This is a genomic window from Brachybacterium phenoliresistens, from assembly GCF_039530785.1.
Classification (GTDB): Bacteria; Actinomycetota; Actinomycetes; order Actinomycetales; family Dermabacteraceae; genus Brachybacterium; species Brachybacterium phenoliresistens.
On sequence record NZ_BAAAOW010000016.1, the window covers coordinates 1 to 13,757 of the forward strand.

Sequence of the window (13,757 nt, forward strand, 5' to 3'; positions counted from 1 at the left end):
CGGGGAGGGCCCCCCCCACTCCGCCGGGCTCGAGGACGCCCGCCGCCGGGCCGCCGAGCGCCACGCCGCCCGGGCGGCCGCCCGCCGGGCCCGCCGCGCCGCGCCCGCGGCCCGGCGGCAGTCGGTGCGGGAGCGCGGGCTGTGGGCCTGGTTCATCCCCGAGTCCCGGCGCATGAGCCTGGCGATCCTCGTCGCCCTCCTCGCCGTCTTCGCCCTGCGCCCGCTGCCGGGCTTCGACGTGCTCCGCTCGACCTCCCTCGGCGCGGAGCGCAGCATCGGGGCCCTCTCGGCGCTGGGCCTGCTGTTCATCGCCGTCACGACCCTGTACTCCCTGGTCACCACGGCCCTGATGCACTGGGTCGGCTCCCATCTGGACCGTCGCGAGCTGCGCGTGATCGCCCGGCTGAGCCGGGCGCGGCACTCCGTCGGGTGGTACCGGTGGGTGTGGGGCAGCACCGGCGCGCGGTCGGAGGCCGTGCAGATGCTCGTCACCTGCGCCGTCGCGGTGCTGGTGCTGCTGACCCGGCCCGATTCCGTCCCCGTGGTGATCCCGCTGCTGTTCACCGCGGGCGCCGTGGTCGCGGCGTGGCTGAGCAGCGTCGTCGGATTCGCCGCGGAGTACGCGGCGGAGGACTCCCACGGCACCGGCCTGCACATGCCCGCCGTCCCGCCGGCCGAGCGCGGCTACGAGGAGTACCTCGACCTCGCCGTGCTGGTGCAGACCACCTCCGGGCCCCCGGGCGTGGTCGGCACCACCCGGGCCGCGCGGCGCGCGCTGCGCTCCCAGTCGATCCTCGCGCACGTGATGAGCACGGTGATCATCTCCCTCGCGGTCTCCGTGGTGCTGACCTCGCTGACCTGAACTGCCCGGGGACGCCCCCGCACTAGGATGACGGGGTGCGCCGCCTGCCGGTGCGCCGGCCCAGAACGCCCCGACATCGGAAGGTCGTCGTATGTCCACGCTCCACGACGAGCAGATCCCCCCGCGCGAGAAGGTCCTGGTCGTCGGCGCCGGTCCCGCCGGGCTCGCCGCCGCCGCCGCGCTGAAGGCGCTCGACGTCCCCTTCGACCTCGTCGACCGCGCCCCGCACGTCGGCGGCATCTGGAACCTCGAGCGCGAGGACTCGCCCGTGTGGCCGGCGATGGAGATGGTCTCCTCACGCGACTTCACGCAGTTCGAGGACATGCTGCAGCCGGCGTCCTACCCGACCTTCCTCGATCCGGGGCGGATGGCGAAGTACCTGCGGGCGTACGCCGCGCGCCACGAGCTGACCGACCACTTCCTGCCGCGCACCGAGGTGCGCTACGCCAAGCCCTTCGGCGAGGGGACCTGGCAGGTGGAGCTGTCCACCGGTCACGTCCACGTCTACCGGGCGATCATCGCCGCCCACGGCATCAGCGAGCGTCCGCATCGGCCCGCATGGGCGGCGGACCTCCCCTCGACCACGCAGGTGCTCGACGCCCGCGACTGGAACGGCGGGGACGGGCTCGAGGGCCGGCGCGTCGTGGTCGTCGGCTCCGGCCAGTCCGCGGCGGACATCGCCGTGGATGCGGCACGGCGCGCCGGCTGGGTGCACTGGTCCGTGCGCACCGGCCACTGGATCGTCCCCCGGCGCATCGGCCCCGTGCCCGGGGACGTCGCGGCCGCCCGCGAGCCCGCCCTGCTGGGCCGGGTCAACGCGCGGATCGCCGATCTCGTCGCCAAGGGCACCGTGGGCGATCCCGCGGACCTCGGCCTCCCCCGCCCGACGGCCGACGTGCTCGATGACCGCGTGATCATCTCCGACGACGTCGCCGACCGGATCCGCGAGGGGCGCATCACCCCCGCCGCGGACGTCGCCTCCGTCACCGCCGACGGCGACCTGCAGCTGGTGGACGGCACGGTGCTCGGCGCGGACGTCGTCATCCTCGCGACCGGATACGAGCAGGGCGCCGGCTACCTCCCCCGGGACATCGTGCCCCGCACCGCCTCCGGCTCCCCCGACCTGTTCCTGGGGGCGTTCCCGCGATCCCGCGACGACCTGGTCCTGCTGGGGCAGCTGAGGGTCAGCGGCGGGGTCCTTCCCGTGCTCGTCGAGCAGGCCGATGTGGCCGCCTACTTCCTGCGCGCGGTGCACGAGGACGCCCCGGCGGCCGATGCCTTCCGCCGCCTGCGCACCGGCGCGGATGCCTCCGTGCGCCGCCGCATCGTGCAGGACGCGGGCCTCCTGGGTCGCCTGCGCGGGGCGCTCGACTCCGCGGCCGATGCCCAGCGCCGCACTCCCTCCCCGGAGTCCGGGGCGGCCGAGGGGCTGGTGCCGTTCGTGGACCGGGACGAGCTGCTGGACCGCCTGCGCGCGGCCCGCGGCCTGTTCCGCTGACCGCGCCACCCGCTCAGCGGCGGCGCAGCACGAGGAGGACGGCGACGAGCGCCCCGGCGGCCAGGGCGGTGACGGCGATGCCGCCCTGGCGCTGATCGGCCAGGGCATCCGCGCGCCAGGTGCGCCCCGTCGCCCCGAACCAGCTGGACTGGATGAGGTCCGAGCCGGTCATGAGCACGATCCCCGCCGCGAGGACCACCAGCAGCGGGGTGACGAGCACGAGGGCGCGGCCCCGGGCCAGGCGCGCCGCGGCGACCGGCGCGGCGCCGGCGAGGACCGCCAGGTGCAGCAGGGCGAGGTGGGCCGCATGGCCGTCCAGGGCCAGGCGCAGCAGCGGCGTCGCATACACGGCGACCAGCAGCAGGACCGGCACGGCGCCGAGCGCGGCGAGCACCGCGGTGGAGCGCCGGCCGCCCTCGGCCGGGGCGTCCTGGTCCGCCCCGGCGGCCCGGCGCAGCGCCGCCGGGAGCGTGACCAGGGCACCGAACACCGGGCCGACCAGCAGCATGAGCAGCAGGTGCTCCATCAGGTGGGCGGAGACCAGCACCTTCGCGTACACCGCGACGGAGCTGGAGGTGATGAGGACCATCACCGCGCAGGCCGCGAGCAGGGCGAGGCTGGAGCGCGACGACCGGGCGGGACCGGTGGGCCGCCACCACAGCAGCAGCAGGACGATCGCGGCGGCAAGGGCGTAGGCGTCCGGCCGCCAGGTCGTCAGCAGCTCGACGAGGCCCGGGGCCGGCGGCAGCGGGTAGCCGGTGAGGATGCCCGCCGGGCCGGTCGCGGCGGCCGACTGCTGCGCGGGAGGCGGTGAGCTCGACATGGCGGCGGCTAGGCCCACGGCGATGCCCATCAGTCCCAGCTCGAGGACCGCGAGGCGGCGGTACTCCCGGATCGGCTCCGGGACGGCCGCCCCGGATCCCGCGGTCCCGGCCCCGGATCGGGCCGAGGCGGAGATGCGGGCGTCGGCATCGGCCTCCACCCGTCCCGCGAGCAGGCGCCGCTGACGCAGCCCGAACAGGGCCAGGATGCCCAGCAGCACCGCCTTGGCCACCCCGATCTGCACGTACAGGCTGGTCAGCACGTCGGAGGGGCCGTTCATCCGCACCGACAGGGCCCAGACCCCGCTGATCAGCAGCGCGCACCAGGCGATCAGGGCGAGGTGGGAGAACCGGCGGATCACCGCGGCGCTGTCGCGGTCCGGTCCGGGCGGCAGCAGCTGCAGGACGCCGAGGGCGCCGACCCAGATCCCCATCGCCAGCAGGTGGACGAGCATGGTGGAGGTCGCGACCTCGTGGTTCGCGTCCCCGGCGGCGTGCCCCGTCATCGCCTTCGCGAACAGGCCCAGGCCCGCCAGCAGCACCACCGCCCGGGCGAGGGCGACGGAGGATCCGAGCAGGGCCACGGACGTGGTCAGGGCGGCGACGACGACGCCCGTGATCAGCCAGACCCCCAGGTCGGTGCCGAGGAACACGGACGCGTCGGAGCCGAAGCGCGGGGATCCCACGGGCTGCCCGGTGGCGACCGCGTAGGAGAAGGCCAGGGCGAGGGCCTGGGCGAGGGTCCAGACGCCGGCGCAGATCGCGGAGACCAGCAGGGCGCGGGACCGGGCGGACTCCTCCCGGACGATCCAGGCGGCGACGATGCTGCCGCCGAGGGTCAGGGCGCCGGAGAGGTCGGCGAGGACCGCGGCGGCGGGAGCGCCGTGGCGGGCGATCGCCCCGGCGTCGATGAGCACGACGTTGTCCCCGGCGGCGAGCGCGGCGGTGGCGGCGGCGAGGGCGGCGACCCCGGCGACGGCCAGGGCGACCAGGGCGACCACCGCCGGGAGCGGGAGCGCCGCGCCCGGGGGCTGGTCGCCGGGGCGGTGCGGCCGGCGGTCGTCGGAGCCCGGGCCGGGGCGGGAGCGCGGGGCCTGCGGGGTGCGGGCCCGGCTCATCGGCCGATCACCAGGCCCAGCCACAGCGCGGACATGCCCGCACCGATGCTGAGCAGGAGGTACCCCACCCCGATCACGGTGAACCGGCGGCGGGAGAGGTCGACGATCTCGATGGCGGCGCTGCTGAGCGTGGACATCGCCCCGCACAGCCCGGTGCCCAGCAGGAGGTAGCCGAGGCGGGCGCCGCCGGCGGAGGCCGAGCCGAGCTGGGCGACGAAGACGCCCAGCAGGAAGGAGGCGAGGATGTTGGCGAGGAACACGGGCCAGGGCACCAGGTCCAGGATGATCGAGGGGCGCCCGTCGCGCTCGCGCAGAGCCTTCCAGCCCTCGCCGATCCCCCAGCGGGCGACGGCGCCGACGGCGCCGCCGATCGCCACCAGCAGCACTGCGACCAGGACCGTCATGGGGCGTCCTCCTCGTTCGGGGTGGGGGCGGGCTCCGCCCGGCGCCGGCGGTGCCCGCTGCGGGCGGGGCGCTGCAGGCGCGCGGGGCGCACGCCCGCGAGCCGGGATGTGGGTCCCAGCCGGGCCAGGCCGGCGGCGCGGGCGCTCACGCGCCCGACCATCAGGCCGACCATGATCGCGGCGACGGCGAGGAGCACGGTGAGCGTCCCGTACAGCAGCGCCAGGCGCGGGAACTCGGCGCCGATCATCGCCGATCCCTCGAGGACCACGGTGGAGAAGGTGGTGAACCCGCCGATCATGCCGGTGCCCACCGCGGGGAACAGCCAGCGCGGGGCGTCCCGGCGCACCTGGATGCCGCCGGCCAGCAGGCCCATGGCCAGGCATCCGAGGGTGTTGGCCAGGAGCGTCGACCAGGGCATCTCGACGAGGGTCGGGGTGGTCGTCGAGGGCAGCAGGAGCTGCAGCAGGAAGCGCAGCACGGCGCCCACGGCGCCGCCGCCCGCGATGAGCAGGGCGATCTGCCAGCGCGGCAGCGGCGGCAGGACCGGACCGGAGCCGAAGACCTCCTCCTCGGTGCCCGGGATGTTCAGCGCCGCCATCTCGACGGTCTGCATGCGCGGGTCGTCGCGGCGTCGAGGGGCGGGCGGAGTAGTCACCGCACCAGCGTACCCAGCGCCGCGGGAGCGGCGATCCAGGGCCCCTGCCCTGCGGGCCCGGACCGCCGCGCCGGGATCAGCCCCAGACCAGACCCAGGTCGGGCTGCTCGAGGACCGCGGAGACGTCCCGCAGCAGCTCGGCGCCGAGGGCGCCGTCGATGAGGCGGTGGTCGAAGCTCGCGGCCAGCTGGGCGACCTGGCGGGGCACGATCTGCCCGTCGATCACGCGCGGCTTCTCCTTGACCGCCCCCATGCCGAGGATCACGGACTCCCCCGGGTTGAGGATCGGCGTGCCGGAGTCGATGCCGAACACCCCGAAGTTCGTGATGGTGATGGTGCCCTCGCGGGTCGCCGAGAGCGGCGTGCGGCCGGCCCGGGCGGTCTTGGCCAGGTCGTTGATGCCGATGGCGAGCTCGCGCAGGGTCAGCAGGTGGGCGTCCTTGATGTTCGGGACGATCAGCCCGCGCGGCGTCGCCGCGGCGATGCCGAGGTTCACGAAGTGCTTGTAGACGATCTCCTGGGAGGCCTCGTCCCAGCTGGCGTTGACCTCGGGGTTGCGGCGGATCGCCACCAGCAGCGCCTTGGCCACCACCACGAGCGGGGAGATCTTCACATCGGCCCATTCGCGCGAGGCCCGCAGCCGGCCCACGAGGTCCATGGTCGCGGTCATGTCGACCTCGTTGAACACGGTCACGTGCGGGGCGGTGAAGGCGGAGGAGACCATCGCCTCGGCGGTGCGCTTGCGCACCGAGCGGATCGGCACGCGGGTGGTGCGGTCGTCGCTGGTGTACCCGGCGAAGGGCTGCGACAGGCTCGACTTCATGGTGCCCGGGAGCGTCTCGGGCGCCTGCGGGGACTCGTCGGGGAAGTAGTCGCCGTCGTGGACGCTCACGGTGTCCCCGCCGATGGCCCGCTGCTGCGCCGCGAGCACGTCCTCGCGGGTGACGGTGCCGTCGGGACCGGTCGCGAAGACGTCCGCCAGGGCGATGCCGAGGTCGCGGGCGAGCTTGCGCACCGGCGGCTTGGCGAGGATCCGGTCGATCGGCACCTGCGTGTCCGCCGCGGGCTGGACCCGGCGCCGGCGCCGCGGGGGCGCCTCCGTGGAGCCGTAGCCGACGAGGTTCTTCGGCTCCTCCTCCGCCGGGGCGGCCGGGGCCGGCTCCGCCGGGGAGGCCGATGCCGCGGCCGACGGGCCGTCGGGGGCCGGAGCCGATGCGGGGGCATCGGCCGCAGGAGCATCCGCCGCAGAGCCCGCCGGGGCGGGGCCGCCGTCGGTGTCGACCTCGATCAGCGGGGTGCCCACCGGGACCTCGTCGCCGACGGCCACGAGCACGCGCGTGACGGTGCCGCCGACATGGCTGGGCAGCTCGACGGCGCTCTTGGCCGTCTCCACCTCGATCACGGGGTCGTTGATGGAGATCCGGTCGCCCACGGAGACCTTGATGTCGATGATCTCCGCCTCCGTGAGGCCCTCACCGGGGTCGGTCAGCGTGATCAGCACGAGAGTGGTCATGGCGCGGATCCTTTCAGTGGGCGAGGAGGCGGTCCACGCCGTCCATCACCCGGTCGAGATCGGGCAGGTAGGCGTGCTCGGTGCGCGCCGGCGGGTACGGCGTGTGGAAGCCGCCCACACGCAGCACCGGTGCCTCCAGATGGTAGAAGCACTCCTCGGTGATGCGCGCGGCGATCTCCCCTCCGAGCCCTCCGAGGACCGGCGCCTCGTGGACGATGAGCAGACGGCCGGTGCGCCGCACCGAGTCCGCGATCGTGGGGACGTCGATCGGCGACAGCGACCGGGCGTCGATGACCTCGACGGACACGTCCTCCTGGGCGGCGGAGGCCGCGGCCTCCAGGGCCAGCGGCACGCTCGGACCCCAGGCCAGCAGCGTGAGATCGGTGCCGGGGCGGACGACGGCGGCCTGCCACGGGGACAGCTCGGGCCGATGATCGGTGTCGACGTCGCCCTTCATCCAGTAGCGCCGCTTGGGCTCGAGCATGATCACCGGGTCATCGGTCTCGATGGCCTGGCGGGTCATCCAGTAGGCGTCGTGCGCCGTCGAGGGGGCCAGGATCCGCAGCCCGGCGGTGTGGGCGAACAGCGCCTCGGGGCTCTCGGAGTGGTGCTCGACCGCCCCGATCCCGCCGCCGTGGGGGATGCGGATGACCAGCGGCATCCGCACCCGGCCGCCGGTGCGGTAGTGCATCTTGGCGACCTGGGTGGTGATCTGGTTGTAGGCCGGGAAGACGAAGCCGTCGAACTGGATCTCCACCACGGGGCGGTAGCCGCGGAAGGCAAGGCCGACGGCGGTGCCGACGATGCCGGCCTCGGCCAGCGGCGTGTCCACCACGCGCTGGGAGCCGAACTCGGCGTGCAGGCCGTCGGTGACCCGGAAGACGCCGCCGAGGACGCCGACGTCCTCGCCCATGATCAGCACGTGCTCGTCGGCGCGCATGGCGTCGCGCAGCCCGGCGGTGATCGCCTTGGCGATGGGGAGCTGGACGATGCTCACCGGCCCGCCTCCTCGTCCTCGAACTGGGAGAGGTACTGCACGTACGCCTCGCGCTCGGCATCGACGATCGGATGCGGCTCGGAGTAGACGTTGTCGAACACGATCATCGGGTCCGGGTCCTTCATGCCGTGGATGTGGTGGTGCAGCTGCATGGCGAGGTCATGGGCCTCCTCCTCGCAGGTGGCGACGTAGGCCTCGTCGATCTCGTCGAGGCCCGCGAGGTGCCGGCGCAGGCGCAGGATCGGGTCCTTCTCGGCCCATTCCTCCTCCTCGGAGCCCGGACGGTAGCGGGAGGCGTCGTCGCTCGTGGTGTGGGCGGCCATGCGGTAGGTGAGGGACTCGATGAACCGCGGCCCCTCCCCTGCCCGGGCGGAGTCCAGGCCGCTGCGCACCGCGCCGAGCACGGCCAGGACGTCGTTGCCGTCCACCCGCACCGAGGGGATGCCCCAGCCGCGCGAGCGCTGGGCCAGCGGGACCCGGGTCTGGACGGAGGTGGGGACCGAGATCGCCCACTGGTTGTTCTGGGAGTAGAAGACCACCGGCGCCTCGAAGGAGGCGGCGAAGGTGAAGGACTCGGCGACCTCCCCCTCGCTGGACGCGCCGTCGCCGAACAGGGCCAGCACGGCCGTGTCCCGCTCGAGGTCGCCGGTGCCGACGGCGCCGTCGCGCTGCAGGCCCATGCCGTAGCCGACCGCGTGGGGCGCCTGCGCGCCGAGCACGATCATGTACGGGTGGGTGCGCAGCTCGTGCGGGTCCCAGCCGCCGTGGCTGATGCCGCGGAACATCTCCAGCAGGCGCCACGGCTCGATCCCGCGCGCCCAGGCGATGCCGTGCTCGCGGTAGGTGGGGACGAGATAGTCCTGGGTCCTGGCCGCGTGCCCGGCGCCGATCTGCGCGGCCTCCTGGCCCAGCGCGCTCGCCCACAGGCCCAGCTGGCCCTGGCGCTGCAGGCTGGTGGCCTCGAGGTCCGCGGCGCGGATCATCACCATGTCGCGGTAGTAGCCGCGCAGGCGCTCGGGGGTCGCCAGGCCGCCGGCCTCGAGGACCTCGTCGAACTCCTCGTGCGGGGTCCGGGTCCCGTCCGCGGAGAGAAGCTGGATCATCGGCTCGTCCGCCGCCACAGCGGGGATCGTGGTTCGGAAAGCACTCACGACGGTAGCGTAACTTACGGAACCGTAACGTCAAGGGTCCCGGCCGGATCGGCGCGTCGCGGGCCGCCGGCATCCCGGTGGCCTGCGCCGGGACGCGCGGCCTGCATGTCAGGATGGACACATGGCGCACGTACTCGCGGTGGACGACGACCCCGACATCCTCGAGCTGGTGGCCCTGAAGCTCCGCTCGGCCGGCCACACGGTGACCACGGCCGGCTCCGGCGAACGGGCCCGGGACGTGCTCGCCGCCCATCCGGACATCGAGCTGGCGGTCGTGGACCACATGCTCCCCGGCATGACCGGGGTGGACCTGGTGCGCGCGCTGCGCGCCGAGGGGTCCGCGCTGCGGGTGCTGATGCTCACCGCCCGCAGCCAGGAGCGCGACCTCGTCGGCGGCTTCAGCGCGGGGGTCGACGACTACCTCACCAAGCCCTTCTCCCCGCGCGAGCTGGCCGTGCGGGTCCGGGCGCTGCTGGACCGACGATGACCCTGCCCTGGCTCACCCCGCACCTGCTGGTCACGGTGCTCGTGACCGTCTGGGCGCTGGTCCTCCTCACGATCCTCGCCACCCTCCTCTCCCACGCCGCGCGGGTCCGCACGGAGCGCTCGCAGCGCGCGCTGGACGAGGCGGCGCGCCCCCTGGTGGCACGGTTCGTCCTGGACGATCCGGTGGACCCCGGCCTGCGCGCGACGCTGCGCGATGCCCGCGGGGCCTTCGGGGACCGGGTCGACGAGCGGCTGCTCGCGGTGCTCGAGGGCATCACCGGGGAGGGCCGGGAGCGGACGGTCGCGCTGCTGGTGGACCGGGGGCACCCGGCGCGGCTGCGCCGACGCGCCCGCTCCCGCCGAGCCCTGGTCCGCGCCGCCGCGATCCGGCGCCTGGGACGGCTGGCCCTGCCCGCCGATGCCGACCTGGTGCGCCGGGCGACCGCCGACCGGGCGCCCGTGGTGGCCTCCGTCGCCGCGCGGGCCCTCCCCGCCTATCCGGGGGCCGCCTCGGCCCAGGCCGTGCTCGACCTGCTGCGCGCGGGAGCCTCGGTCCCCCAGCTGGTCGTGGTGAACTCGCTGATCGGCCAGGGCGAGGCCGACGCGGACGCCCTCGCCCGGATCCGGCAGGGTCTCGAGGACGCCGAGGCGCGGGTGCGCGCCGCCTGCGCCCAGGTGCTCGGGGAGCTGACCAGCACGGCCGATGCCCCGCAGCTGGGCGAGCTGCTGCGCCGTGATCCCACCGCGGGCGTGCAGCTGGCCGCCGCCGGGGCCCTGCGGCGCGTCGGCCGCGCCGGATCGGTGCCGGCGCTCCTGGAGGGCACCCGATCCGCCTGGGGGCCGGTGCGCCTGCAGGCGCTGCAGGCCCTGCTCGCCCTGCCCCGCGAAGTGGCCGCCCCGGCGCTGGCCGAGGTCGCCGGCCGCGGCGACCCGCTGCTGGAGCCCCTCCTGCCCCGACCCGCCGACCTTCCCGGGAGCTGACCGATGGACGTCCTCGACCTGACCGGGACCTGGGTGGACGACGCGGTGCGCGCCGTGCTGCTCTGGACGGCGATCCCCTCGCTGCTGTACTTCCTGGCGATCGCCGTGCAGCAGGGCGTGCTCGTCCTCATGGGCTGGATCGACGTCCGTGCGAGCTCCGCCCGGCGGGACGTGCTGGACCTCGCCGAGACCGCCACTGCTCCCGTCTCGATGAGCCTGACCGTCGTGATGGCCGCCTACAACGAGTCCGCGGTGATCGCCGAGTCCGTGCGGTCGGTGCTCGCCCTGGACTATCCCGACCACGAGGTCGTCGTCGTCAACGACGGCTCCACCGACGACACCCTCGAGGTCCTGCGCCGCACCTACGACCTGGTGCCCAGCGAGCGGGAGGTGCGCGCTGCGGGGAGCCTGCAGGTGCGCGGCGCCGTGCGCGGCGTCCTCGAGGCCCGCGACCCCGCGGTCCCGCTGGTGGTGGTCGACACCGAGAACTCGGGCCGCGCCGATGCCTCCAACGCCGGGCTCGCCGTGAGCGCGAAGGACCTCGTGGTGTTCTTCGACGCGGACTCGGTGCTGGACGCCGACGCCCTGCTGCTGGCCGTCCAGCCCTTCCTCGACGATCCGCTGCGGGTGGTCTGCACCGGCGGGAACATCCGCGCCGTCAACGGCTGCCGCGTGGTCGCCGGGCGCGTGGTCGAGGAGGGGATGCCCCGGCCGTGGCTGGCCCGCCTCCAGGTCGTCGAGTACCTGCGCGCCTTCAGCCTGGGCCGCGCCGGCTGGTCCCGCCTCGGGGCGCTGATGCTGGTCTCGGGCGCGTTCGGCGTGTACCGGCGCGACATGCTGCTGGAGGTCGGCGGCTTCGACGCCGACACCATCGGCGAGGACTTCGAGCTGACCATGTCCCTGCATCGCTGGTGCCGTCGCCGCCGCCGCGCCTACCGCCTCGTCTTCGTCGCCGAGCCCACCTGCTGGACCGAGGTGCCCGAGTCCCGGGCCGTGCTGCAGCGGCAGCGCTCCCGGTGGCATCGCGGCCTGTGGGAGGTGCTGTGGAAGCACCGCGGGATGCTGCTGAACCCGCGCTACGGGCGGATCGGGATGGTCGGGCTGCCCAGCTTCTGGCTGTTCGAGCTGATGGCTCCCCTGTTCGAGCTGGTGGGCCTGGCCCTCATCCTGCTGGCGATCGCCGTCGGGGCGATCGACCCCGTCCTCGCGCTGGCGGCCCTCGGCATCTCGCTCGGGATCGGCATCCTCGTGACCGTGCTGGCGATGCTCATCGAGGAGGGCGCCCGGCGCCGGCGCACCACGGTGGCCGACCTCGGCGTGATGGTCCTCTGCGCCGTGGTGGAGAACCTCGGGTACCGCCAGCTCACGGCCGTGTGGCGGCTGCAGGGATGGTGGCAGGCGCTGCGCGGCTCCACCGCGTCCTGGGGCGAGATGACCCGCACGGGGTTCGCCACCGACTGATCGCGGCGCCCCCGGCTGACCGCGGCGCCCCCGGCTGACCGCGGCGCCCCCGGCTGACCGCGGCGCCCCGGCTGATCGCGGTGCGGTGCGGCGGCGCGCCCGCTCTCAGGTGCGGGCCAGGGGCAGCACCAGGGTGATCGCGGTCCCCTGGCCAAGGGTCGAGCTGATCTCGACCTCCCCGCCGTGGGCGCGGACGATGCGCCGGGTGATCATCAGCCCGAGCCCGTTGCCGCTGATCCCCGCGCGGGTCGCGCTGCGCGCCCGGAAGTACGGCGTGAACAGCGAGTCGAGGTCCTCCGCGTCGATCCCGATCCCCTCGTCGGCCACCTGCAGCCGGGCTCGGCCCTCGTCCACGGCCAGGGACACGCGGATCGTGCCCTGGTCGTGGGAGTAGGTCACGGCGTTGGAGAGCAGGTTGTCCACGGCCTGGCCCAGGCGCTCGGGATCCGCGTTGACCAGCTCGACGTCCTCCTCCAGCCCGGCGGTGACGATGCTCAGGCCCCGGCCGCGGGCCCGCGGGCCGATGGCCTCGATCTGCTCGGCGACCAGGCGCGTCAGGCTCGTGCGGTGCTCGGGCGCGCTGGCCGAGCCGATGTGGTCCGAGCTGGTCCGGGCGGAATCCAGCAGTCCCATGATCAGGGAGCGCAGGCGGTCGACGTTGCGGGAGACCACGCCCAGATGGGACCGCACCGTGGCGGAGGGGACGGCGTCCGCGTCCTCCGCCTCGTCCGCCAGCAGCTCGACGTACCCGGCGATCGAGGTCAGCGGCGTCTTCAGCTCGTGGGAGATCCCCGCGAGGAACTGCTCCTCCTGGAGCACGGCCGCGAGGGAGGTGGTCACGTCGTGGACGACCATGAGCATGCGCCCGTCGTCCAGGCGCGTGGACGAGATGGACAGGGCGATCCGGTTCCCGTCCGCCTCCGTCCAGACGGCCTGCCCGTCCAGCTCCGCACCGCCGCGCACCCGGGCGAGGGGGTTGCGGTCCGGGCGCACCGGGTAGCGGCCGTTCTCGGTGAAGACGGGATCATCCAGCAGCTCCTGGACCGGCACGTCGCGGCCGGCGCCCTTCAGCCGTCCTCGGCTGCGCAGGCTCCCGTCGAGCTGGATCACCACCTCGACCGCCCCGATCGCATCGGCGATCAGCGCGTTGCGCCGGCTGGTCTCGTCCAGCCGGCTCACGATCGAGGCGACGACCATGCCGAGCGCGCCGATCAGCAGCGTGAGGGAGAACCCGCGGGCCAGCACCGTCATGGCCTGCCCCGGCGCGATCACCAAGCCGACCACGACCGACATCACCGAGATGCCGAGCGCCAGCCCGACCCCGCGATAGCGCAGCTGGGCGGCCAGCCAGACCGCCGGCAGCGTCATCAGCGCCCCGCGCAGCACCGGCGCGTCGACGAGCCCCCAGCGCGCGACCGCGAGCACCAGCAGATCCAGCACGGGCACGAGGAACAGCGCACGGCGCTCGAACCGGGCAGCCCCGGCGTCCGAGCGGCGGGCCAGGATCATCCCGATCACCAGCAGGAGCGTCAGGGCGTGCACGAGCAGGTCGCCGCCCCAGTACAGGCGGGGCCGCTCGATCCGCGTGCCGTCCAGCAGCAGGCTGCCGATCACCAGGCAGGCGGACAGGGTGAGCTGATGGCCCAGCGCGATCATCGGCATCTCGGCGACGGGTCCGGAGACCTCGCCGCGCAGGGCCCTCCTCACCCACCGGGTCGGGCCGGGTCCTGGTCGCTGCGCAGTCACCCTCCGAGCGTAGTGCGATCATCGGCGCCGGCCCATCCGCGCGCGGCCGCTGCGGCAGAATCG

Annotated in this window: 12 protein-coding genes; 5 read left to right on the forward strand and 7 right to left on the reverse strand. The window is 74.6% G+C overall.

Annotation, left to right across the window (positions count from 1 at the left end; translation table 11 throughout):
* A partial coding sequence (locus ABD234_RS18870) for a DUF1345 domain-containing protein (protein ID WP_344359569.1) occupies positions 1-862 on the forward strand: 862 nt, incomplete at its 5' end.
* A 91-nt stretch (positions 863-953) separates the two neighbouring features.
* Positions 954-2,360, forward strand: a complete 1,407-nt coding sequence (locus ABD234_RS18875) for a flavin-containing monooxygenase (RefSeq protein WP_344359571.1) — start codon at positions 954-956, stop codon at positions 2,358-2,360.
* 13 nt (positions 2,361-2,373) lie between these two features.
* Here ABD234_RS18875 and ABD234_RS18880 read toward each other — a convergent pair whose 3' ends face one another.
* The 6 genes from ABD234_RS18880 to ABD234_RS18905 all read right to left on the reverse strand — a co-directional run bounded on the left by ABD234_RS18880 (position 2,374) and on the right by ABD234_RS18905 (position 8,972).
* Positions 2,374-4,299, reverse strand: a complete 1,926-nt coding sequence (locus ABD234_RS18880) for a copper resistance D family protein (protein ID WP_344359573.1) — start codon at positions 4,297-4,299, stop codon at positions 2,374-2,376.
* Positions 4,296-4,703 (reverse strand): fluoride efflux transporter FluC, encoded by a 408-nt coding sequence (locus ABD234_RS18885; RefSeq protein WP_038373689.1) that lies wholly within the window; start codon positions 4,701-4,703, stop codon positions 4,296-4,298. The genes ABD234_RS18880 and ABD234_RS18885 overlap by 4 nt, the downstream gene beginning before the upstream one ends.
* The gene (locus ABD234_RS18890; protein ID WP_344359576.1) at positions 4,700-5,359 is read right to left on the reverse strand and encodes a fluoride efflux transporter FluC; all 660 of its coding nucleotides are present in this window, start codon (positions 5,357-5,359) and stop codon (positions 4,700-4,702) included. The genes ABD234_RS18885 and ABD234_RS18890 overlap by 4 nt, the downstream gene beginning before the upstream one ends.
* Positions 5,360-5,435: 76 nt before the next feature.
* Positions 5,436-6,872 carry a dihydrolipoamide acetyltransferase family protein gene (locus tag ABD234_RS18895; protein WP_344359578.1) on the reverse strand — a complete coding sequence of 479 codons (1,437 nt, stop codon included), beginning with the start codon at positions 6,870-6,872 and terminating at the stop codon, positions 5,436-5,438.
* Between the two features lie 13 nt (positions 6,873-6,885).
* Positions 6,886-7,869 (reverse strand): alpha-ketoacid dehydrogenase subunit beta, encoded by a 984-nt coding sequence (locus ABD234_RS18900; protein ID WP_038373687.1) that lies wholly within the window; start codon positions 7,867-7,869, stop codon positions 6,886-6,888.
* Positions 7,866-8,972 carry a thiamine pyrophosphate-dependent enzyme gene (locus ABD234_RS18905; protein WP_084148591.1) on the reverse strand — a complete coding sequence of 369 codons (1,107 nt, stop codon included), beginning with the start codon at positions 8,970-8,972 and terminating at the stop codon, positions 7,866-7,868. Before ABD234_RS18905 ends, ABD234_RS18900 begins: the two co-directional genes overlap by 4 nt.
* 169 nt (positions 8,973-9,141) lie before the next feature.
* On the opposite strand from ABD234_RS18905, the gene ABD234_RS18910 reads away from it, so the two are divergent.
* Genes ABD234_RS18910 through ABD234_RS18920 form a run of 3 tightly spaced genes read left to right on the forward strand, consistent with a single transcriptional unit; the run spans position 9,142 to position 11,948 of the window.
* Positions 9,142-9,507: a response regulator transcription factor gene (locus tag ABD234_RS18910; RefSeq protein ID WP_038373685.1), complete on the forward strand. Its 366-nt coding sequence runs from the start codon at positions 9,142-9,144 to the stop codon at positions 9,505-9,507.
* The gene (locus tag ABD234_RS18915; protein ID WP_344359581.1) at positions 9,504-10,487 is read left to right on the forward strand and encodes a HEAT repeat domain-containing protein; all 984 of its coding nucleotides are present in this window, start codon (positions 9,504-9,506) and stop codon (positions 10,485-10,487) included. Before ABD234_RS18910 ends, ABD234_RS18915 begins: the two co-directional genes overlap by 4 nt.
* A 3-nt stretch (positions 10,488-10,490) precedes the next feature.
* Entirely contained in the window at positions 10,491-11,948 is a 1,458-nt protein-coding gene (locus ABD234_RS18920; RefSeq protein WP_344359583.1) for a glycosyltransferase family 2 protein, read from the forward strand.
* A 105-nt stretch (positions 11,949-12,053) separates the two neighbouring features.
* Here ABD234_RS18920 and ABD234_RS18925 read toward each other — a convergent pair whose 3' ends face one another.
* Complete coding sequence (locus ABD234_RS18925) at positions 12,054-13,694, reverse strand: sensor histidine kinase (protein WP_344359586.1); 1,641 nt, start codon at positions 13,692-13,694, stop codon at positions 12,054-12,056.
* Between the last annotated feature and the right edge of the window lie 63 nt (positions 13,695-13,757).

What these genes read in the sequence shown, in the direction of transcription:
- ABD234_RS18875 (WP_344359571.1), top strand. Translation starts at nt 954, where the DNA reads ATGTCCACGCTCCACGACGAGCAGATCCCCCCGCGCGAGAAGGTCCTG.
- ABD234_RS18880 (WP_344359573.1), bottom strand. Translation starts at nt 4,299, where the DNA reads ATGAGCCGGGCCCGCACCCCGCAGGCCCCGCGCTCCCGCCCCGGCCCG.
- ABD234_RS18885 (WP_038373689.1), bottom strand. Translation starts at nt 4,703, where the DNA reads ATGACGGTCCTGGTCGCAGTGCTGCTGGTGGCGATCGGCGGCGCCGTC.
- ABD234_RS18895 (WP_344359578.1), bottom strand. Translation starts at nt 6,872, where the DNA reads ATGACCACTCTCGTGCTGATCACGCTGACCGACCCCGGTGAGGGCCTC.
- ABD234_RS18905 (WP_084148591.1), bottom strand. Translation starts at nt 8,972, where the DNA reads ATGATCCAGCTTCTCTCCGCGGACGGGACCCGGACCCCGCACGAGGAG.
- ABD234_RS18910 (WP_038373685.1), top strand. Translation starts at nt 9,142, where the DNA reads ATGGCGCACGTACTCGCGGTGGACGACGACCCCGACATCCTCGAGCTG.
- ABD234_RS18915 (WP_344359581.1), top strand. Translation starts at nt 9,504, where the DNA reads ATGACCCTGCCCTGGCTCACCCCGCACCTGCTGGTCACGGTGCTCGTG.
- ABD234_RS18920 (WP_344359583.1), top strand. Translation starts at nt 10,491, where the DNA reads ATGGACGTCCTCGACCTGACCGGGACCTGGGTGGACGACGCGGTGCGC.